16 protein-coding genes are annotated in these 21774 nt (G+C 64.8%); 3 read left to right on the top strand and 13 right to left on the bottom strand.

What is annotated here, in order from left to right; translation table 11 throughout:
* Positions 1-52: 52 nt before the first annotated feature.
* From DES52_RS23365 to DES52_RS22785, 4 genes are all read right to left on the bottom strand, one after another.
* On the bottom strand, positions 53-1285 hold the full coding sequence (locus tag DES52_RS23365; RefSeq protein WP_110885316.1) for a right-handed parallel beta-helix repeat-containing protein: 1233 nt from the start codon (positions 1283-1285) through the stop codon (positions 53-55).
* Between the two features lie 90 nt (positions 1286-1375).
* Positions 1376-3013, bottom strand: coding sequence for an AAA family ATPase (locus DES52_RS03050; RefSeq protein ID WP_110885315.1), 1638 nt, complete (start codon positions 3011-3013; stop codon positions 1376-1378).
* A 201-nt stretch (positions 3014-3214) separates the two neighbouring features.
* Positions 3215-5008, bottom strand: coding sequence for an NPCBM/NEW2 domain-containing protein (locus DES52_RS03045; RefSeq protein ID WP_110885314.1), 1794 nt, complete (start codon positions 5006-5008; stop codon positions 3215-3217).
* Positions 5009-5258: 250 nt separating this feature from the next.
* Positions 5259-5435 (bottom strand): hypothetical protein, encoded by a 177-nt coding sequence (locus tag DES52_RS22785; protein WP_170130867.1) that lies wholly within the window; start codon positions 5433-5435, stop codon positions 5259-5261.
* Here DES52_RS22785 and DES52_RS03040 point away from each other — a divergent pair.
* Positions 5434-6921 carry a lipopolysaccharide biosynthesis protein gene (locus DES52_RS03040; RefSeq protein WP_170130866.1) on the top strand — a complete coding sequence of 496 codons (1488 nt, stop codon included), beginning with the start codon at positions 5434-5436 and terminating at the stop codon, positions 6919-6921. The two genes, DES52_RS22785 and DES52_RS03040, sit on opposite strands and share 2 nt — an antisense overlap.
* An 8-nt stretch (positions 6922-6929) precedes the next feature.
* Positions 6930-8135 carry a glycosyltransferase gene (locus tag DES52_RS03035; RefSeq protein ID WP_110885312.1) on the top strand — a complete coding sequence of 402 codons (1206 nt, stop codon included), beginning with the start codon at positions 6930-6932 and terminating at the stop codon, positions 8133-8135.
* A gap of 35 nt (positions 8136-8170) precedes the next feature.
* On the opposite strand, the gene DES52_RS03030 is transcribed toward DES52_RS03035, so the two are convergent.
* The 9 genes from DES52_RS03030 to DES52_RS02990 form a co-directional block, all read right to left on the bottom strand.
* Positions 8171-9946, bottom strand: a complete 1776-nt coding sequence (locus DES52_RS03030; RefSeq protein ID WP_110885311.1) for an NPCBM/NEW2 domain-containing protein — start codon at positions 9944-9946, stop codon at positions 8171-8173.
* A gap of 197 nt (positions 9947-10143) precedes the next feature.
* Positions 10144-11310, bottom strand: a complete 1167-nt coding sequence (locus tag DES52_RS03025; protein WP_110885310.1) for a glycosyltransferase — start codon at positions 11308-11310, stop codon at positions 10144-10146.
* Entirely contained in the window at positions 11307-12227 is a 921-nt protein-coding gene (locus DES52_RS03020; RefSeq protein ID WP_110885309.1) for a glycosyltransferase family 2 protein, read from the bottom strand. The genes DES52_RS03025 and DES52_RS03020 overlap by 4 nt, the downstream gene beginning before the upstream one ends.
* Positions 12224-13222, bottom strand: a complete 999-nt coding sequence (locus tag DES52_RS03015) for a UDP-glucuronic acid decarboxylase family protein (protein WP_110885308.1) — start codon at positions 13220-13222, stop codon at positions 12224-12226. Before DES52_RS03015 ends, DES52_RS03020 begins: the two co-directional genes overlap by 4 nt.
* Positions 13219-14628, bottom strand: a complete 1410-nt coding sequence (locus DES52_RS03010) for a UDP-glucose dehydrogenase family protein (RefSeq protein WP_110885307.1) — start codon at positions 14626-14628, stop codon at positions 13219-13221. Before DES52_RS03010 ends, DES52_RS03015 begins: the two co-directional genes overlap by 4 nt.
* Before the next feature lie 224 nt (positions 14629-14852).
* Positions 14853-15791 carry an NAD-dependent epimerase/dehydratase family protein gene (locus DES52_RS03005; RefSeq protein WP_110885306.1) on the bottom strand — a complete coding sequence of 313 codons (939 nt, stop codon included), beginning with the start codon at positions 15789-15791 and terminating at the stop codon, positions 14853-14855.
* A 109-nt stretch (positions 15792-15900) separates the two neighbouring features.
* A complete protein-coding gene (locus DES52_RS03000) occupies positions 15901-16848 on the bottom strand; it encodes a GDP-L-fucose synthase family protein (RefSeq protein WP_110885515.1) in 948 nt (315 codons plus the stop codon).
* Between the two features lie 44 nt (positions 16849-16892).
* On the bottom strand, positions 16893-17966 hold the full coding sequence (gmd, locus tag DES52_RS02995) for a GDP-mannose 4,6-dehydratase (RefSeq protein WP_110885305.1): 1074 nt from the start codon (positions 17964-17966) through the stop codon (positions 16893-16895).
* Positions 17963-18709: a WecB/TagA/CpsF family glycosyltransferase gene (locus DES52_RS02990; RefSeq protein WP_110885304.1), complete on the bottom strand. Its 747-nt coding sequence runs from the start codon at positions 18707-18709 to the stop codon at positions 17963-17965. The genes gmd and DES52_RS02990 overlap by 4 nt, the downstream gene beginning before the upstream one ends.
* Positions 18710-19135: 426 nt before the next feature.
* On the opposite strand from DES52_RS02990, the gene DES52_RS02985 reads away from it, so the two are divergent.
* The gene (locus tag DES52_RS02985; RefSeq protein WP_110885303.1) at positions 19136-21700 is read left to right on the top strand and encodes an AAA family ATPase; all 2565 of its coding nucleotides are present in this window, start codon (positions 19136-19138) and stop codon (positions 21698-21700) included.
* The last annotated feature ends 74 nt before the right edge of the window (positions 21701-21774 follow it).

Here is a 21774-nt window from a genome sequence, read left to right as displayed (position 1 = left end):
CAGCGTTAAATCTTTAGAGAAAACTCTGCTCACGTACATCACCTTCTCGGCGTTAACGCTTTGGCGCGGCGCTCGGCCCGACGCGTAAACCCGCCGCTTTTACCTTGGCTTGCCAACGGTCGAATTCTTGGCGTTCCATCGTCATCGTGATGGGCCCTTTCATCGTGGCGTTGGCGACGCAGCGGCTCGCGCCGCGCGCGTCGCGGGCGCAATTGGGCAGCCAGTACGGATTTTGCGTGCCGCGTCCTCGCAGGGGCGTGCCGTAGCCGACGAGGTTGTTGCGCGCGACGTTGTTGAAGAACGTGCCGCGTTTGGTGTCACCCGGCATATCCCAGATGTAAATACCGACGTTTTGCGCGTGGGCGGTACGACCGCTCGGCAAGTAGCCGCTGGAAACGATGCGGTTGTTGTACACCTCGATGTCGTGACCGGCCGACACGGCGATTCCGATGTTCGTCGTTCCGATGATCTGGTTGTTGTACGCCCGAATGAACGCGGCGGCGCCCGCGACGGTCTTCGAGCTGCCGTCTCCGAGGTTCATGCCTCCGCCGGAGTACGTCATCGTTTCGGGCCGCGCCGCGAAGGCGCCTTGGATGTAGTTGTCGTGGATCAGGATCGGGCTCTTGGCGGTTCCACCGGAGACGTACATGCTGATGTTCTCTTCGACGCGGCTCTTGCCCGGCTCGTTGATGATTTCGTTCCAGGCGATTTCCGCGTTTGGAAGACCGCGAATGCCGTTGAATTGCACGAATTGCACGAGGCGGTGCTGATCTTTCGACCACTGGCCGTTGCCGATGCTGTACCGTCCGTCGATGTTGCGCGCTCGGTTGCGCAGCACCTTGATCGTCTGGCCTTTGGCGGGGTTGCCGAGAAAGCCTCGGAAGTACATGCCGGAGGTGCCGACCAACTCGTTGTTCTCGATTCGGGCGTTGTGGAACTCCTCGAAGTGGATGAAGCGTCCGGGGAACGCGTACCAGCCGATGGTCCGATTGGGGTACAAGGCCACGGCGCGCGAGTTGCGGACGGTGACGTCGGCTTGCTTGAAGGCGCTGTAGATCAAGGTGCCGCGACCTTCGATGTTGGAGTACTCGATGATGACGGGTTGACTCGTGGCGATCGTGACGGCGGGCACGCGCTGGCTGAGACTGCGCCAATTGCCGCGGTACGTGCCGCCTTTGGTGATGGTGATGGGACCGCTGAACTTGATCGTTTGATTGCTCGTTTGCGCGTCGGCCACGTCCTCGACGCTCGTGAACGCCGCGACGAGCAGGACACCTTTGATCATTGAGGGTAAAATTCGTTTTTTCTTGTGTCTTCGCATCGGTTGCTTCCTCCCGGCAGCGCTACCGCATCTTCTCTGCTGTCGAGATTCGCGTTAAGGCGTCATCGACTTGGCGGACTTCAGGGCCGAGCGTTGCTTCAGTGACGGAATCTTAACGCTGATGTCGCTCGACGTCGACACTTTGTTCAGCATGATTCCCAGCACGCGGCCCCCGACGAGCTTGACGTGACGCAACGCGCGCTCCACGTCCTGGTCGGTCGTGGAGGCGGCTTCCACGACGAGCACGAGTCCTTCGGTGAGCGGCGCGAGTTCGAGCGCGTCGGCCGATTGCAGCACGGGAGGCGCGTCGATCAAGACGACGTCGTACGCTTGGCTCAACGAGGCGAGCACGGCGCGCACGTCGGCGATTCTCGAGCCGTCCGAAGCGTTGGCGAGCAGCAAGTCCACGCGGGTCGTCACGGCGAGCACGCGCGTCTCCTCGCTTTGCGGCGTCACCGCGACTTGACCGTTGTCCTCCGCGCGGCCGATCGCGACGTCACGCCACACACCGCGGTTCGAGCCGCCCCAAACGTCGAGTTGACGATGCCCCTGCGGATCGGCGTCCACGACGAGGACGCGTTGACCGCCCGCCGCCAACGCCGTGGCGACGGCGGCCGTGACGCTGCTGGCGCCTTCGCCGCCGCGCAAGCTGGAGAAGACGACGCGGCGAGACGCGTGCGGCGCAAGTTGCGCGAGCAAATTCACGCGCGTGAAGCCCAAGCTTTGGGCCCAGCCGCCTTCGTGGGCGGCGCGAAGGACGCCTTCTTGCAACTGCTGCGGATCGAGGCGCGACAATTGCCCCAAGACGGGCAGGCCCCAACGCGCGGCGTCACGCTCCGAGTCCACGCGGCGACGCAACGCGTCGATCAGGACGGCCGCTCCGGACGCGGCGAGGAGCGCGAGCAACGCGGCGAGGAGCGCGTTGCGTCCGGGTTGCGGCGAGATCGGCGTGCTGGGTACGGTGGCCGGCGCGACGACGTCGAGGCTGGTGACGGTGGAGGTCCTGAGGGTGTCGATGAGCGCGAGATCTCGGACCAGGCGAGAGCGGGCGTCGGCGCGGGCGTCGCTGTTGAGGGCGCCTTCTTCAGTGGGAACGAGGTTGTCGCGAAGGTCGGCGCGGTTGAGCGCCTCGAGTTGGCGTTCGATGCTGGCGCGCACTTGCTCCAAGCGGCGTCCGGCGCGACCGGCGTCCCAAGCGAGCAGGGCCGCCACGCCCGTGTTGGCCAGGGCTTGCGCGTTGAGCGGCGTGCTGGCGTAAGCGCGCACGATGATCACGTTGCCTTGATCGCCCGAGTTGGCGGCTTCGGCGGTGAGCGGGGAGTTACCGTTTCTGATGCGGTTGCGCAAGCTGTTTTGCAGGAACTGCACGCGGTCGTCTGACAAGCCGGAGTCCGGCAGACGCCGAATGATGTCTTCGCCGACGGGCTGGCTGCGCAAAGCTTGCATGACGGCGCTGGCCGACGGGGGCGACGACGTGACGACGGTGTCGCGCAACACGCCGTTCCCGTCACCGGACGCGATCATGATCGTGCTGGACGCCTGGTAGACGGGCGCGTTGCGCTTCGCGAGCAGGTATCCGCCCGCTCCGGCGAGCAGGGTCGCGCCGAGAATCGGGAGGGCGAAGCGGCGTAGCGCGGTCACGAGGCGGTAGCCTTCGTCCGGCGCTGCTTGAAATTCCAACGGCTGAGACATCCTTCACGCTCCTTGTCATGCGATGTTCGCGGTGGCGACTGATCGCTGCGGCGTCGCTTCGGGGCTTCACGACGCGATCACTCGAACTGAGTGCGCCCGCAGTATCTGGGAGGCGGCGTTACAGCAGCGTAAAGTCGAAGGCGGGCCCGCACGATAAACGTGCGGGCCCGCCTTCATTGAAAGTTCAGATGAGTGGGAAGCTCAGCGAGGGCCGACGGCGACGCCATTTTGCGTGAGCTTGTTCAGCCACACTTGATACTCTTGCGCTTCGGTGTCGAGCGTGACGGCGCCGCTCCAGTTCTGGTTGTTGTAGCACAGCGCGGTCGTGCACGAAGGCAGCCAGTAGTTGTTGAACCAAGTCGTGCCAGCGCTGTTGATTCGCGTCCAGCCGATGAGGTTGTCACGCAGCGTGTTGTTGTACCAGATGCCGACTCCGGCGCCGTTCATGGCGTCCCACACGTACGCGCCGACGTTTTGCGCCGCGATGATGGAGCCGTCGGGCAGACGGCCGCTGGAGACGGCGCGGTTCTCGAAGAAGCGGTGGTCGTGGCCGCCGGAGATGGCGTACGCCTGGTTGGACGTGCTGACGACTTGGTTACGGTAGACGTCCACGTACGCGCCGACCGAACCCGGGCCGTCCATGCTGCCGTCGCCGACAAGGATGCCGCCGCCGGAGTACTGGGTGTTCGTGGAGGGGTTGATGGCGTACGCGCCCTTGATGAAGTTGTCGTGGATGCGGATGGGGCTCGCCGCCGTGCCGCTCGTCGCGTAGAGGTTGATGTTCTCTTCGAGGAAGCTCTTGTTCGGCTCGTTGATGACTTCGTTCCACCCGATTTCGGCGTTGGCGATGTCGCGAACTTTCGACATCTGCACGAACTGCAGGTAGTAACCGGTGTTGAGGTAGCCGTTCGCACCGTCGCTCTTGCGGCCGTTGATGTTCTTCACCTTGTTCCGCAGGATCTTGACCGTTTGTCCGGCGGCGGCGCTGCCGTTGAAGACGTTGATGTAGATGCCGCCCGTGTTGTCGAGCAAGTTGTTTTCCAGCACGAGGTTCTTGAGGTTCTCGGCGGCCACGAAGCGGCCCGCGTGCAAGTCGTAACGGTTCGGGTTGAGGCCGTAGCCGTTGGTGTTGCGCACCGTGAGGTCCATCCACCAACCGCGGATGAGGTCGCCGCGGCCACGGATGTTCGAGTTCACGATCGTGACGGGCTGGTCGGTTTGGACGGACACGGCAGGCACGTCGGGGTTGAGGCTTTCCCAGTTGCCGGTGTACGTACCGCCCTGCTTGATGACGATGGGACCGCTGTACTGGATCGTCGTGCTGGGCGTGACGTTGCAGTTGCCGAGCACCGTGTTCACCCAGTCGGCGTGGTCGTAGTTCACGCCGTCGCCCGCGTCGGTCACGACGAGTTTGAGCTCGTTGACGCCCGAGACGTTCACGCTGAAGGTCTTCACGAGGTCCGTGCCACGCACGACGCCGCTGTCGTACAACTTCACGCCGTTGCCGTAAATCTGGAAGACCGCGCTTCCGAGGCTGCCGACTTCATCGTCGATGCCGACGCCGCCCGTGAACGTGGTGCACTTCGCGCCGAGGTTGAACGTGACCGTGGAGCCCGCGTGCGTCCCGATTCCCTTGGCGAAGGTCTGCCCGCCGATCGTGAGAACGCGGCCGTCGCCTGCGGCCCACTCGCCGTTGCTCTTGTCTCGTTCGACCGGGCCCCAGCCGTTCGTCGCCGTGACGAACGGTTCGGCGCTGAGGTCGCTGTTGCCGTTCACGAGCTGCGCACGCACGGTCTTGTCGACGACACGCGCTTCAGGCGCCGCGAGCGCCCACGAACGGTCCGTTCCGTCGTAGACGGAGTCGATCGTGGCAGTCGGCGTCTTGGCGATCGGTGCCGAGGGAACGCCTTGCTGTCCGCACGCGGCGAGGGTGAGGGTGAGGACGGCGAGACCGAGGGAAGGCAAGAGGCGAGCGCGAGCGGGGAACAAGGACATGAAGTCTCCAGGAAAGCAGGAAAGTGGTAGGGCTAGGGACGTCGCGAGCCGACTAAGTAAGAAAGGATTGAAGAAAGGGTTCGTCTTCCTTCATCTGAAATTACTTTAAAGATACTTAATGAGCTGATCTTTAGGCTTGGACGCATCATATGAGAAAGGGTCTTCTAAAACAAAGATGCAGCAGCTTCATTAAGTGGTCCTATCATCTTTCTATTCTCTAAGATTGCGGCAAAAGAACTTTATGAGGTCTTTAGAATTGCGCCAGCGCCGTCAATTTACCTTCGGGTAACGCGCCGCCTTCTATGCTGCGCATCCATGAGGTCGGCTCATCTTCCATTCCTTCCTGTTGTGCTTCACCGTTCTCGTCGCGTCGCGCACGAACACGCGTACGCCACGGCGCGCGGTCAAGGCGGTGCGGGCGCGTCATGAGCGACCTCAAAGCCAAGACCGTCACGGCGATCAAGTGGAGCTACTTCTCGTTGTTCGTCGGCATCGCGCTCCAGCTCGTGTTCTCGGCCGTGCTCGCCCGTCTTCTCTCACCGCACGCGTTCGGCGTCGTCGCGCCCGCCATGGCGCTGCAACGCCTCGGCCTCTTCATCACGGACCTCGGCATCGGGCTCGCGCTCATTCAACGGCCCAACCTTTCCGAGCGAGACGTTCGCGCCGCCTTCACGATGGCCATGCTGCTCGGCGCGGTCGCGACCGCGCTCGGCTGGCTTCTCGCGCCGTTCGCGGGACAACTGGCGCACAATGACGAGGTCACGGCCGTCGTGCGAGGTTACGCCTGCACTTACCTGCTGAGCGCGTCCATCATCGTCTCGACGAGCCTTTTGCGGCGCGACCTCAAATTCCGCCCGCTCGTCATCGCCGAACTGACGTCCTACATCGTCGGTCACGGCGTGATCGGCCTCGGCGCCGCCGCCCTCGGCTACGGCGCGATGAGCTTGCCGATCAGCGCCCTCGCGCAAGCCGGCATTCAAGCCACGATCGCCTACGCTTACTCGCGTCACTCGCTGCGCTTGACGATTCGCCGGGACGACTTCCACGGCATCATCTCCTTCAGCAGCAAAATCACCGTCGTCAACTTCCTCGACTACCTCAGCAACAACCTCGACACGTTCCTCGCGAGCCGCTGGTTCGACTCGTCCGCGGTCGGGTTGTACAACCGAGCGTTCAACACCGTCACGGTTCCCTCGCAGAACTTCGCGCGCAGCCTCACGCGCGTCCTCGCCCCTTCCTTCAGCGCCATCCAGACGGACGCGGCGCGCCTGCAAAGCGCGTACCTCTCGGCGTTGCGCGCGCTCGCCGTCATCATGTTCGCCGCCGCCGCCGGCATCTTCGTGTGCGCCCGAGAAATCGTCCTCGTGATGCTCGGCGCGCAGTTCATCGGCGCCACGCCCATCGTGCAGGCCTTCGCGCTGTTCATGCCCTTCGCCGTCCTGAGCGGTCTGTCCGCCGTGCTCGCCGAAGCGACGGCGCGCCTGCGCGCCCGGATGCTCATTCAAGCCGTGTACTTCGTGATCTTGCTCGGCGCGTTCGCCCTCGTGTTCGCGCTCGGCGGCGACGTCCTCTCGTTCGCGTGGGTGCTCGTTGCGGCCTCGGTGGTGCGGTCGCTCGCGTTCGAGTGGGTCGCGCGCCGCATCCTCGGCGACGGCACGCGGCACATCATCGGTTCTTACGCGTGGGGTGGCGCGAGCGGGCTTCTCATGGGCGCGGTCTTGTGGATGGTCGCGGCCGTATCGCGCGCTTCGGGCGTTCCACCGTTCGCGTTGTTCGCGCTCGAAGGAGCCGTCGGCGGCCTCGTCCTGGGCGCGCTCGTCCTGTTCGGGCCGCCCAACGAGTTGCAACACATGCTGCGCGGCGCTTTGCGGCGCGTGCCAGCTCGCCTTCGCTCCGCTCGGAGTTCGGACTGAGGTCGCTCATGAATGAAACGGCCACCATGACGCGTACCCCGCAGAGCCCCAAGCGCATCCTGCTGTTCTTGCACGACCTCGCAGGCGGCGGCGCCGAGAAGATGATGATCGTCCTCGCCAACACCTTCGCGCGTCGAGGGCACGACGTCACGATCGTGCTCGCCGAGGACAAAGGCGTGTACTTCAACCTCGTCGACGCGAACGTTCGCGTCGAAACGCTCGGCACCAAGCGCACCGCGACGGCGCTCCTGCCCCTCGTGCGCTTCTTGCGCCGCCACCGTCCCGACTACCTGCTGAGCACGCTCGTGCACGTCAACGTGTACGCCATCGCCGCTCGTTGGCTCGCGCGGTCGCCCGCCGTCCTCGTCGTGCGTGAGGCGAACAACCTCAGCGAGAATTACGCGGTCGAGCCCAAGCTCATCAAAGTCGCGTACGAAATCGCGAAGGTCACGTACAAATTCGCCGATGGAGTCATCGCCATCTCCAAGGGCGTCGCGGACATCCTCGTCGAGACGTGCGACCTTCAACCCGGCGACATCAAAGTCGTCTACAATCCCGCGCGCATCACTCCGGACGCGACTCCGCCCGTGGAGCCCGAGCATCCCTGGCTCGTGGACGACACGCGTCCCCTGGTGGTGTCCATGGGTCGCTTGGAAGCGCAAAAAGACCACTTCACGCTGATCTCGGCCTTCGCCCGCATCGCGCCCGCGACGAACGCGCGTCTGCTGATCGTCGGATCGGGTTCGCAGCGAGAACGGCTGCAAGCGCACATCGACGCCTCGAACCTCGGCGACCGCGTGCAGATCGTGCCGTTCACGAAGCGCCCGCAAGCGTACTTGCGCGCGGCGCGCGTGTTCGCCTTTCCGTCTCGCTGGGAAGGCTTCGGAAACGTGCTCGTGGAAGCCTTGTCGTGCGGTTGCCGCGTGGTGTCCACCGACTGCTGCAGCGGCCCGAACGAAATTCTGCAAGGCGGCGTCTTCGGACGCTTGGCGCCCGTCGGGGACGCGGACGCGTTCGGCGCGCAACTCCTGGGCGCGCTGAACGACCCGCCGCGAACGCCTCAAGAGGAAGCCGCGCTGCAAGCTCATCTGCGGCAATTCGAGCCGGACGTCGTCGCCGACGCGTACCTGGCGTACTTCGCGGCCCTCGAGCAACGTCAGGCCTCGGCGCTCTTCGACACGAGGAGCGCCTCGAGACCCATCCGCGATCCGTGAAAGGCAGGGCTTGAATTCGTGGCGCGGTCAGCGCGTCACGGATTCAAGCGCGTGATCGTCTGCCATCCCACGACGATCTTGCCGCCGGGCTGCACGAGGACACCGCCCGCGTCTCCCACCGTGCGCGAGCCGTTCGTGCCGAACGCGGTATCCAGCGTTCCGTCGACATTCACGCGCGATACCAGCGGCCCTTGCGAAGCCGCCACGTTGACGGGCTGGCAAGCGACGAGCAGGCGCCCGTCGGCTTGGTACGCGAGGCTCGCGTTGCCGTACCCGACGAACGACACGTCCGGCCCGATTCGGAACGCGAGCGCTCCGTCGTTGTGCAGCGCCGCCCCGACGCACGAACCGCCGTGATCCTGACCGCCGAGCGCGACGTCTCCGTTCGCGCCGACGACGAGATCCGTGAGCCGCGCCGCGTGCAGGGAATCGTCGAAAGCCACGAGACGGCCGTCCGCGTCGAACGACGAGTCGAGCGTGCCGTTCGACGTCAAGCGCGCTACAAGCCACTCGCTGCGCGTGGACCCATCGGTGTTCTGCAAGCGCCGCACGCCGCTCAGCACGATGCGCCCGTCGCTTTGCGAGGCGACGCGCGTCGCTTCGGAACTCGCCACGGTCTCGCCGCTCGGAACGTCGAACGAGAGGTCCACGCGACCGTTCGGGCCGAACGCGAAGTCGCGGGTTCCGTCGGGCAGCAGTCGCAAGACCGAGAAGGGCGCGCCTTGCACGAGCAGCATCTTGCCGTCGGGTTGCGACGCGAGGTCGAGCGAGCTGCCCGACGCGCGGCCGAGAATAACGACGCCGTTCGAACCGAAGGTCACGTCGCGTTGCCCGCTCGCCGTGAGCCGCATGACGACGTCGACGACTTGCGCTCCGATATCGGGCAGGGGCTTGGGAAACTCGCTTCGACCCGACGCGACGATCTTGCCGTCGGATTGCACCGCGATGCTCGCCGCGTAGTTGAGCGAACCGACGCTCAGCGTCGTGCGGCCGTTCGTGCCGAAGGCGAGGTCGGGCGTTCCGTCGGCGTTGTAGCGCGCGATGACGTAGCCGAGGCTGTTGAGATCCGACGAGTGGCCCAGCACGAGCAGCTTGCCGTCGGGCTGCACGGCCGTGTCGCGCACGGCGAAGTCCGCTTGAATGGTGGCGAACGACGAGTCGAGGCTCCCGCTCGGCGGCGAGGACACGAACGTCGAACCGCCCGTGCACGCTACTCGGGCGTCGGCCCAGTTGGCGTGATCGTACGCGATGCCATCGCCCGCGTCCGTCGTGACGAGCGTCACTTCGCGCGCGCCGCTCACGTCGACGTTCACGCTCTTGGCGCCGTCCGCGCCGCGCAGCACGCCGCTGTCGAACTTCAACGTTCCGTCGGCGAGCACGCGGAAGACGGCGCTTCCGCGATTTCCGACTTCGTCGTCGATGCCGACGAAGGCCGCGAAGGTTCGGCACGCACCTCCGAGCCGGTACGTGACGCGCGCGTCCGCGTGCATGCCGAGGCCCTTGGCGAACTTTCGCCCGTCGATGGACAACCGACGGCCGTCGCCTGCCGCCGACTCGCCGTTGCTCACGTCCTTCTCGATCGGACCCCACCCGTTGCTGGCCGAGGCCCACGTGAGCGAACCGAGAAAGACGGTGCCGCGCAAGTCACGCGTCGACGCGGGCTTGACAGCGCCGGACGAGGTGAGGCCCGCACCGTCCGACCAAGCGTGGCTCACGCCGTCCGCGTAAGGATCTCCGGGCGCGTCGAGAGCAGGGCTGCCGCACGCGGCGAGGACGAGGGGCAAAGCGAGCAAGGCAAGTCGAACGTGCATACGATCTCCTGAGCAGTCGGTGAGGAAGCGGGGAAGCGAGGATAGAGGTGTCTCCGATGCGTTTCTCACTATGATCCGAACGACGCGTTCGTAGGTGACACACGCGGACTCGGAAAGATCAGGAAACTTCTCATGGACGAGTCAGCGAGGCGCAGGCATCGAGCCGCGCCTTCGATGCCTGCGCCCGGAGGCGAACGTCACAACGACGAGTTGAGCGTGGACACGCGGTGAACGGCAGGACTGACGACGACGTCCGCCAGCAACTGCTCCCACTGCGGCACGATGCGCTCCGGCGCGAAGTCGAGCGCGCGGCGAGTTCCCTGCTCGGACAGATGACGGCGCAACTTCTCGTCTCGCAGCACCTCGCCCAAGCGGTCGGCGAGTGCCGACACGTCCTCGGGAGGCGCGAGCAGCCCACAACGACCGTCTTGCAGCAACTCGGCGGTGCCCGACGGACAATCGAAGGCCACGACCGGCAAGCCGCACGCCATCGCCTCCACGACGACCCCGACCAGCCCCTCGTAACGAGAAGAGAGTGCGAAGGCGGTCGCGTGACGCATGAACGCGTACGGATTGGCGGTGAAGCCGGGCAGGAACACGCTGTCGGCCACGCCGAGGTCGCTCGCTTGACGCTTGAGCTCGTCGTGAAGCTCGCCTCGCCCGAGAATCACGAGGTTGTGCCGCGATCCTCGCTCGCGCAGGCGGGCGTGCGCGTCGATCAGCAAATCGAAGCCCTTTTGGTGCGTCAAGCGACCGGCGGCGAGAATCGTGGGCTGCTCGCTCATGAACGCCGCCCAGTCGGGCAACGCCTCGTCACGGCGCGCTTCGATGGCCCGAAGGTTCTGGGGATTGTGCAAGACGAGCAGGCGATCGGACGGCAAGTCCTGCAATCGCCGCAAGGTGTCCTGCACTCCCTGCGACACCGAAACGGTGCGCGCGAGACGGCGATACACGAACTTCGACGCGTGAAAGTTCCACTTCGGAAAGGCCGCGAACACTCGGTCCATCTGGTTGTGGACCCAGCCGAGCACCGGTTTGCGCGCGGCCACGCCCGCCGCGAAGGCGAGGTACGTCGGTAACAGTTCGACCGTCGCGACGATGACGTCCGCTTCACGTGCGCGCTTCACGAGCGAGCGCCACATGCGCGGCAGTTGCTGCCGAATGCGCGCTCCGTCGGCGAGGGCCACGTCGATGGGCACGTCGCTCGGAACGTCCGCGCGAAGATCCTCGTCGGGCTTGAGCACCCACAGGCTCGGCTCGAAGAGAGAGCGGTCGAGGTGCGAGACGATGTTGAGCGCCACGCGTTCGGGCCCGCGCCCCTCCAAGCTTTGGAAGACGAACAGCACGCGAAGTTTGCGCGTCATGGCCGCTTCGCTCGCAACGACGCCGGATCCAGCCGCTTGCCCGAACGGTTGAGCACGCCGTCGACCACGCCGAGCGTCGTGTACTTCCACTTCTGCGCGAAGTCCACGTCGAACACGGCTTCGCCGAGCGAGGAGCGCACGTGCTTGCGAAGAAGGTGCGTGACGTACGGCAACGTCTGCTGCGGCGCGAGGGTGCGCGCGATGAGGATGTCGTTGCGGGTGTTGTAGTAGTTCTTCCACGCGGGAGACGTGCGGCGGATGCTCGTGAGGCGCCAGCGCTTCACGGTCACGGTGTTGCCGCCGTAATCGTGGTGAAAGACCGCGTCGGCGACACACACCGTGCGAAAGCCCGCGTTCTTGATGCGCAGGGAGTACTCCAGGTCGTCGGCGCAGATGAAGAAGTCTTCTCGCGGCAGCCCGATCGCTTGGATGACGTGACGCGGCATCAAGGGCCCGACGAACGCGAAGACGTCGACGTCGAACACGCGGGCGCGGTCCTTGTCGAGTTCGACCGTTCCGTTGTCCCAGTGATAGACGCCGTACCGACGGCCCGCTTGATCGATTTGCATCGGCACGACGACGTCCGCGTGGGGCGCTTCGGCGAGCAGACGCTCCAAGCAGGCGGGATCGGCGAAGGCGTCGTCGTCGAACAACCACACGTATTCGAAGCCCGCCGCGTACGCGCGCCGCATGCCCGCCGAGAAGCCGCCCGCGCCGCCGACGTTATGGTCGAGCGTCAGGAGGTCGAAGTGCGGAAACTGCTCTCGGACGACGTCGCCCGTCCCGTCGGTGGAAGCGTTGTCCACCACGAGGACGTGCTGCGGCCGAACGGTCAGGGCCTCGACACGCCGAAGACACTCGACGAGTTTGTGCTTGCGATTGAAGGTCACGATGATCGCGCACACACCGTTGTTCATCCTTCACCTGCCACGTGAAACGTCAAGGGTCGCCACCCGCGACGATCGCTCGATTCGAGCAGACGGCGGTCTTCGCGAAATCCTTCGATGGTTCGCGCGAGGCCTTCGCGCAAGGTCACGCGCGGCTCCCAGTTCAGCAAGGACTTCGCGAGCGTGATGTCGGGCCGCCGTTGCCGCGGATCGTCTTGCGGCATGGGGCGGTGAATGATGTCGAGGCTGGGATCGATCAAGTCGCGAATGATCTGCGCGAACTCCAGCACCGTGTACTCGTCGGGATTCCCGATGTTGACGGGCTCGTGGTGCCTCACGCTCATGAGCCGCGTGACGCCTTCGATCAAGTCGTCGACGAATTGAAAGCTGCGCGTCTGCTGCCCGTCGCCGTAAACGGTGAGGGGCTCTCCGGCGAGCGCTTGATGGACGAAGTTCGTGACGACGCGCCCGTCGTCGTGGCGCATGCGCGGACCGTACGTGTTGAAGATGCGCACGATGCGCGTGTCGAGCCCGTGGTAACGGTGGTACGCCATCGTGATCGCTTCCGCGTAACGCTTGGCTTCGTCGTAGCACGACCGGATCCCGTTCGGATTCACGTGACCCCAGTAACTTTCGGGCTGCGGGTGAACGTTCGGGTCGCCGTAAACTTCGCTCGTGCTCGCGAGCAGGAACTTGGCGTCGTGACGGCGAGCGAGTTCGAGGGCGTTTTGCGTTCCTTGCGCGCCCACCATCAGCGTTTCGATGGGATGCTGCTGGTAGTGAGGCGGGCTCGCGGGACTCGCGAAGTGAAGAACGTAGTCGAGCGATTCGTGCGTGTCGGGCATGCCGAGCGAAACGTCGGCTTCAACGAATCTGAAACGGGGATGATCGAAGAAGCGCTTGGTGTTCGCGCGTTGCCCGCTGATGTAGTTGTCGACGCCAATGACGGCGTGGCCGTCGTTCAGCAAGCGGCTCGTCAGGTGACTCCCGATGAAGCCTGCGCTTCCAGTCACCAAGATGTTCACGCGACGCCCTCGGCGAGTGTGGTGTCTTGAGGCGCGCCCAAGCTGGGACGGCCCACGCGTTCCACGACCGTCGCGGCCGGAGCGCTCGTCACGACGCCGCGCAAATCGATCACGAGGCGGTTGCGCATGAGGCGGCACGCCGCCGACCAATCGAGGTCTTTGTACTCTTGCCATTCGGTCATCACGAGCACGGCGTCCGCGCCCTTGAGGGCCGCTTGAGCAGTCGGCGCTTCCTCGTACTCGAGGTTCGCCCACTCGCGGCGCGCACGGTCCATGGCGATCGGATCGTGGGCGACGACCGTGGCGCCGAGGTCGACGAGACGCGCGATGCAGTCGTACGCGGGCGCGTCACGCAAGTCGTCCGTTCCGGGCTTGAAGGCCATGCCGAGCACCGCGACGCGCTTGCCCTTGAGGCGGCGAAGGTGGCGTTGCAGCTTCGTGATCGCAACGTGCCGTTGACGCGTGTTGACGGTCACGGCCGCTTGCAAGATCGGCATGTCGTAACCGTAGTCGGCGCCCGTGCTGATCAAGGCCGCCGTGTCCTTGCCGAAGCACGAACCGCCCCAACCGGCGCCCGCCGCGAGGAACCGCGGACCGATGCGCGCGTCGCACCCAATGCCGCGCACGACTTCCTCGATGTCCGCGTCGACGTGCTCGCAAAGGTTCGCGACTTCGTTCGCGAAGCTGATTTTGAGCGCCAAGAAGGCGTTCGCGGCGTACTTGATCATCTCGGCGCTGCCAAGGCTGGTCGTGACGAGCGCGGGCCGCGTGTAGGCTTGCGGGCGTGGCGCGAACTCGGGCGCTTCGAAGCTTTGCTCGAGCAGCGGAGCGTACAGTTCCACGAGACGCTTGACGCCCTCCTCGTGTTCTCCGCCGACGACGATGCGGTCCGGGTACAACGAGTCGTGCACGGCCGTGCCTTCCCGCAAAAATTCGGGGTTGCTCACGACGAAGTAGCGGTTGGCGTGGTATTCGAGGGCGTTGTCCTCGATGAGGCGGGCGACCCAGTCGCCCGTACCGACGGGAACGGTGCTCTTGTTCACCACGACTTGCACCTTGCCGTTGAGGTTGCGGGCGATGCAACGCGCGGCCTCCGCCACGTACTTCAAGTCGGGGCGCCCGTCCGCTTGCGGCGGAGTGCCGACGCAGATGAAGATCGCGTCCGCCTCGGGAATCGCTTCGGCGTAGTCGGTCGTCCAGCGCAAGCGCTCGCCCGCCTGCTGCATCAGTTCGGCGAGGCCCGGCTCGTAGATGGGAAGCTGGCCTCGGCGCAGCATGTCGACTTTCGCGGCGTCCACGTCGAGACCGACGACGTCATGGCCGAGGTACGCCAGCATGATGGCCGTGCCCAAGCCCACGTAGCCGGTGCCAACGATCGCCACTTTGAACGGCTTGATTTCTCGCATCTTGTTCTCCTTTTGTTCGCCTGTATTCCGAGAGTCCTCGCGGTCGAGCGAGGCGGATGTTCGAAGCCAGGGTAAGAAGAGAGGCGTAACAGGATGATAAATTATGCTGCTTCACACAGTGTTTAGGCGTTTCTCGCGCACTTCGGCGCCCGTGAGAAAGGGCGCGGGAAACGAGCGAGCAGGAGGACCGAGGTTGTCTCGGTCCTCCTGCTCCTCGAAGATCGTCAGTTCAATTCCGACAGCGCCGTCTGCCGCAAAAACCATTGAAGCGTCGACGACAAGCCATCGGGCAAGGTGATGCGCGGCGTCCAATCGAGGCGCGACGCGAGCGGCGAGGTCATCGGGGCGAGGTCGGGCGGACCGACGTCGTCGAACAGGATTTCACCGTCGTACCCAACGGCGCGTCGTACCTCGGCGGCCACCTCGCTCACGCTGTAACGCCGCGCGGGCTCGACGGACACCGTGCCCGCCCGCGCTTCGTCTTGAAGCAAGGTGGTGCACACGTCCACGAAGTCCTCGACGTGCAGCAGATCGCACGTCCAGTCGGCTCGTCCCCGCACTTCAACGGAGGGCGATCCGACGCGCTTGCCGCGCGCCACTTCCCGCAGCAGCGTCGCGACGACGTGTCGATCTTCCGGCGCGAAGTTCACGCCCGGACCGTACAAGTTGCCGATGAACGCGCTCGTGAAGCTGCAGCCGTACTGAGAGCGGTAGCTGTCGCACAAGGCCGCCGCCGCGCTGCCCGCGACGTCGGCGAGACGCCGCGCGTCCTCGCTCGCCGCCCACGCGCCGCTTTGCCCGTGGAACGTGAACGAGTCGAAGCAGGTGAGGCCGCAGTCGATGTAAAGCAGTTTCTCGACGTCGTACAAGTACGCGGCGTGAATGACGTTCGTGGCGGTCAGGAGGTTGTGACGCAGCCACAAGGCGCGCGACAGCGATCGCCTCGGCGCGGCGCTGACCTTCGGCGACAACACGACCACGACGTCGGGAAGCTCTCGCTCGAAGAACGTGTTCACGACGCGTTTGTCACGCAAATTTACGTTGGGTGCCGTGTACGTGACGACCTGCTCGTATCCGCGTTCACGCCAGTTGTGCACGAGCGTTCGGCCGATCTCGTCGATCGTGCCCGTGACCAGAATTTTGCTCGATCGCCATGAGCTCATAAACGGGCCGCCCGTCTGCGCTTCAAGCCGCGCCGCCACGAGCGACGCGCGAAGCCGCTTCCTGATGACGCTCGTTCGCCTTTGACGGCTTGTACGCGCGTCGCCTGCGTCAAGTTCTTGCCAACCGTTCTTCTCGGTGGTTGAGATACCAGTGAAGGGTTCGCTGCACGCCGTCACGCAACTCGATCTTCGCGCGCCATCCCAACGCCGCCAAGCGACCCACGTCCAGCAACTTCCGCGGCGTGCCGTCCGGCTTGCTGGCATCGAACACCAACGCCCCTTCGAACCCCACCACGTCCGCGATCAACGCGGCCAGCTCCCCGATCGAAAGATCCACGCCCGTCCCGACGTTGATCGGTCCCGCTTCCGACACGTGCCGCATCGCGAACAAGCACGCGTCGGCGAGGTCATCGACGTGCAGAAACTCGCGCATCGGACGCCCCGAGCCCCACACGTCCACGCTGACCGCGCCTCGCTCCTTGGCGTCCACCATCTTGCGCAGCAACGCCGGCAGGACGTGCGAACTCGTGAGGTCGAAGTTATCGCCCGGTCCGTACAAATTCGTCGGCATGAGGCTCACGAAGTCGCAGCCGTACTGCGCGCGGTAGTGATCGCACAACTCGATCGCCGCGATTTTCGCGACGGCATACGCGCGATTCGTGACTTCCAACGGTCCCGTCAAGAGCGCGTCTTCCTGTAACGGTTGCGGCGCCAACCTCGGGTAGATGCAGCTCGAACCGAGGTTGAGCAGCTTGCGCACTCCCGTTTCGTAGGCGGCATGAATGACGTTCGTGCCGATCATCAAGTTGTCGTACAAGAACTGCGCCGGGTAAGTGCTGTTCGCGAGGATCCCACCGACTTTCGCGGCGGCGAGGAACACGTACTCGGGGCGTTCGTGCTCGAAGAACGCCCGGGTCGCCGCTTGGTCACGCAAGTCGAGTTCACGACTGCTGCGCGTCACGAGGTTGTCGTACCCTTCGTCACGCAACCGTCGTACGAGCGCGCCGCCCACCATGCCGCGATGACCGGCGACGTAGATTTTGGCCTGTCGGTCCATGCCCATCTCTCTTTCGTTTCTCGTTCGTTCGCGTCAACTCGGCGTCAGTGCGCGCCGATGCCTTTGAGGGCCACTTGGTGTCCCGCGCCGATGAGGGTCTTTTCCTGACGGGCGAGTTCGAGGTCGTGCTCCACCATTTCCGTCACGAGTTGCTCGAAGCTCGTCTTGGGCGTCCACCCGAGGTGCTCGCTCGTTTCACGCATGTCGCCGAGCAGGTAATCGACTTCGGCGGGGCGGAAGTAGCGCGGGTCGACTTCCACGTAGTCTTCGTAACGCAAACCGACGTGTTCGAAGGCGCGTTCGGCGAATTCACGCACGCTGTACGCTTCGCCGGTCGCGATGACGTAGTCGCGCGGCGCGTCTTGTTGCAGCATCATCCACATGGCTTCGACGTAGTCACGGGCGTGACCCCAGTCGCGCTTGGCTTCGAGGTTGCCGAGGTACAACTTCTTTTGCAAGCCCATCTTGATGCGGCCGACGGCGCGCGTGATTTTGCGCGTCACGAACGTTTCGCCGCGCCGTGGGCTTTCGTGGTTGAAGAGGATGCCGTTGCAGGCGTACAAGCCGTACGCTTCGCGGTGATTGATGGTTTGCCAGTAGCTGTAGACTTTGGCGACGGCGTACGGGCTGCGCGGATGGAAGGGCGTGTGCAGGCCTTGCGGGGGCTTGGCGGCGCCGAACATTTCGCTGGAGCTCGCTTGGTAGTACTTGACGTGGTGCTCGGTGCGGTCGCGGTAGTCGCGAATGGCTTCGAGCAGGCGCAGGGTGCCGAGGCCGGTGATGTCGGCGGTGTACTCGGCTTGGTCGAAGGAGACTTTGACGTGGCTTTGCGCGCCGAGGTTGTAGACTTCGTCGGGTTGCACGCGCTCGACGAGCATGCGCAGGCCGCTGGAGTCCGAGAGGTCGCCGTAGTGGAGGAAGAGGCGCGCGTCGGCTTCGTGCGGGTCTTGGTAGAGGTGGTCGATGCGGTCGGTGTTGAAGGTGCTGGCGCGGCGGATGATGCCGTGCACTTCGTAGCCTTTGGCGAGCAGCAGTTCGGTGAGGTACGAGCCGTCTTGGCCCGTCACGCCCGTCAACAGGGCAGTTTTCTTGGTGCGGGATCGAGGGGTACGAGTCATGCGGCTTCCTCCTTCGCGAGGGTGCGAGCGTTCAAGAGAAGTTGGCGGGCGAACAAGGCGACGAACCGCGGATTGTGTTTGGCGTAGCGACGCCACAAACGGCGCGGTTCCATCGCGAGGCGAAAGGCCCACTCCAAGCCGAGGTTTTGCAAAACGGCCGGGGCTTGCTTCACGCGGCCCGAGTGAAAGTCGAAGGCGGCGCCGACGCCGAGCATCACGGCGGGCACACGTCCTTTGTGGGCGGCCATCCAGCGCTCCTGCTTCGGGCAGCCGATTCCCACGAAGACGATGCCGGCACCCGACTCGGCGAGCAAACGGGTGTCGCGCTCGTCTTCTTCGGGCGTCGGCGGGCGAAACGGCGGCGCGATCTTGCAGGCCACGTCGATATTGGGAATGCGCTGCTGGAGCGTCGCCTCGAAGGCGTCCAGACTTTCGGGCGTGCCGCCGTACAACGCGATCTTGACGCCCGCCTTGGCGGCGGCTTCGCAAACGTGAAGCGTTAACGTCGGACCGTACACCCGCGAAGCGGTCTTGGCGCCCAAGGCCTTGAGGCTCCATACGAGCGGCATGCCGTCGGGCGTGACGAGGTCCGCCGCGTTCACGATCTGCCGAAACGCCGCGTCGTCGTGCGTTTCCATCGCCATGTGGACGTTGGCGACGCAAACCACCTTGCTTTCACGCGTTCTCGCCCAATCCACGACTTGCCGAGCGGCCGCCGCGTAGTCGGTGACGTGAACACGCATTCCTACGATGAATCGTTCTCCTGTCCGCACTTCTGCCTCCTGCGAGACGCGTTGGCGCTCGTCAATGGAGCGATGATGCGTCGGTCGGCGTTACGTGCGCGCTAACAGGATGTTCCCGAACGGCGAGGGAGCGTTTAATGATCGTGCGTGAAGGCGTTCCTAATCGCAAATCTGATCCGAATATTTCCAATTCTTCAACGATGCTTGAATGGAAGCTGTATCAGTTCAAGGGTAATCCCTCGTTACAATCCTTTTATGTATGTGCGCACAGAAGCCGGTGTGCAGATAATCAAAACCAAATTGTAGGAGCGCTCAGACACTCCTCATAACTGCGCTTCTCAGTTCATCTCGTAACCATTCCTTCATGAGAGGCACACGGGATCATTCAGGATCACGGTGCACGATTGGAAGTTAGAAGGGGGCTGTATGCTCCGAATTCACTTGATGGGTCATGTCCACGTGACGTTCAACGGACAACTCGTTCCCCTCTCGGCCAAAGCGGTCGCCCTGATCACCTACGTCGCACTCGAGAAGATGCCGCAGCACCGCGAGCGGCTCGCCGATTTGTTGTGGAACACCGTGGAAGCGCGCAAGAACTTGCGCGTGGAGCTCGCGCGCATTCGCTCGGCCGGCCTGCACATCTTCCCGCCGAGCCGTCAATTGCTGTCGCTCGATCACGTCACGACCGACTTCCAGGATTGGCAAGCCAAGCAGCACGGCGACCTGAACCAAGAGGAGCTTTCGGTGTGGCTCGCCGCGTTGCGCGGATTGCCGCTCAGCGGCCTCGAGGATCTCGGAAGCCCCATGTTCCAAGAGTGGGTCGAGCAGCAACGCTGGATGTTCAGCGAGCAGATCGAGAATGTGCTCCAACTCATGTACTGGCGTCACCAGCGCGCGCAACAAGCGTGGGCGACGCGCGCGATCGTGAGCCGCGCCGAAGCCCTCGGCTTCGAGCACCCCGGCAACTCGCCCGAAGTGTGGCACGACGCCGCGCCGAAAGCGTCGCCGATCAGCAACGCGCACGCCCCCGCCACGGCCTTCGACGGCGAGCCTTCCTCGCTTCGAGAGTCAGAGGGCGCGCGCGAACTCGTCGCCCGCGTCGCCCACACCAACGCCTCTGCCTCCGTCGTGGTCCCCGAGCCCGCGCTCGGCGCGGCGCCCCTGTCCATCGAGGACTTGCGTTTCGACCGTCCGCTGGAGCGACGGGCCTTGCAAAGCGTGCTGCGCCGCGCCGCCCACAAGCCGCAGTTGTTGATGCTCAGCGGCGAAGCGGGCTGCGGCAAAAGCGACCTCGCCAACGAATTCGCACAAGAACTCGACGCCTTCACGGTGCAAGTGTCGGGCGAGCGCTCTTGTCGGCTCGCGCTCGCGACGCTCGCGCAGGCGCTGCGAAACGAAGTGCCGAGCGCGGCGAGCAGTTTGGCCGACGTGCTGCTGCACCCGTCGAGCCTCGAAGACGACATGATCAAGGTGGCCGTCGCCTTGAGCAGCGTGGCACGCGCCACCCTGATCGTCGTGGACCACGCGCACCTCGCCTCGCGCGACCTCGCGCCGATGCTCGAGTTCCTGCTCGAAGCGCCCGCCAGCCATCCCAAGGTGATGCTGCTGCTGAGCCGCAAAGCGGTGCATCAAACGCCGCTCTCGCGCGCCATGCTGCACGTCGACGACTTCGCCCACGTCGAAGTGACGCCCCTGGCGCAAGAAGTCGTGCAGCCCGTGCTCGAAGCGCACTTTCCGTTCACGTCGAGCGAAGCCGCGCATGCCGTCACCGCCCGCCTGCTTCATACGAGCGAGGGCAATCCTGCGCAACTTCGCGAACTCATCGCGCACTCGCCCGACCTCGTCGGCGCCGATTACACGCTCACCTCGCCTTCCGCGATCGACAAGTACACCAGCGAAATCGATCGTCTGCCCGCCGAGCTCACCGAAGCGCTCGGACGCCTCAGCGTCATCTACGGACGATTCGGCGAGCAACTCGCGGACGCCGCGCTCGACCATCCGGGCGCCGACGGCACGCGACACGTTTTGCGCGAAGCGCTCGAACGTCACATCCTGATGGAAGCGGAAGCGGAAGCGCCCCTGCGCGTGCCGTCGTTCGACGTCGCCACCGCTCCCTCCGACGCGCCGCCACTGTACTTGTTTCGCAACGAGGCCATGCGCGTCGCCCTCGCTCGGCAATTGCCGCATCTCGTTCGTCAGGACGTACGCACCCGACTCGTTCACGCGCTCGCGGCGACCGAGCCGGGCTTGGCGAGCTACTACGCCCAGCGCGCGGGCCTGCAAGAAGACGCCGAGCGCTTGCGCCTCGCTCACGCCGCTCAAGTGAGGGGCGCGCGGTCCGTCGCGCACAAGCCCGCGTCGTTCGCCGTCGTGACGAGCGTTCCACACGTCAGCGCTCCTCCTCGCGTGCTCGTCGACGGCGCGGCGCCCGTGACGCGGCAAGGCTACGTGCTGCGCTTGCACGAAGGCTGGTTGAGCATCCGCAGCGACAAGCGCTTCGGCGCGCCGTACACGCTGCGTCTGCTCGTCGACTTACCGCACACGCAAGCGGGCGAAGCGGTGCCCGCTGAAGTGCGCCTCGTTTGGCGCCTCGACGTCTTCAACGGTGGCGCGGCGCTCGGCCCGAGCCGCGCTCCGTTCGCGCTTCGCGTGCGGGCGCACGACGCCGACACGGCGTACGCGTGGACGCCCGAGCATTCGAGCGACTACATGGAGGACGGCGTGTGGCACCGCGCCGAGGGCGGCGTCGTCTTCGGCCACTGGATGGAGCACGTCGTGCGCTTGACGCCCGAGGAGCGAGCGGCCGGGCGACTCGAACTCAGCGTACGTGCCGTGGACGTCTCGCTTACCATCGGGGCCTTGGCGTGGGGACCGCACGATCTGCTCAGCGCGCATTCCGGCATGAAGGGTTCGGGATCGGCCGTGCCCGAAGCGGACGTGGAACTCATCCCCGTGCGTTTCTTCGAGACGAACGCGGACGCCTTGAACTGAACACGAGCGAAGCTGCCGCCAGGCCAGCGAAAGGGCACGCCTCCGGGCGTGCCCTTTGCTTTCATCTCGAGAGC

The organism is Deinococcus yavapaiensis KR-236 (assembly GCF_003217515.1).
GTDB classification, from domain to species: Bacteria; Deinococcota; Deinococci; order Deinococcales; family Deinococcaceae; genus Deinococcus_A; species Deinococcus_A yavapaiensis.
This window is presented reverse-complemented; position numbering and strand designations above follow the sequence as displayed.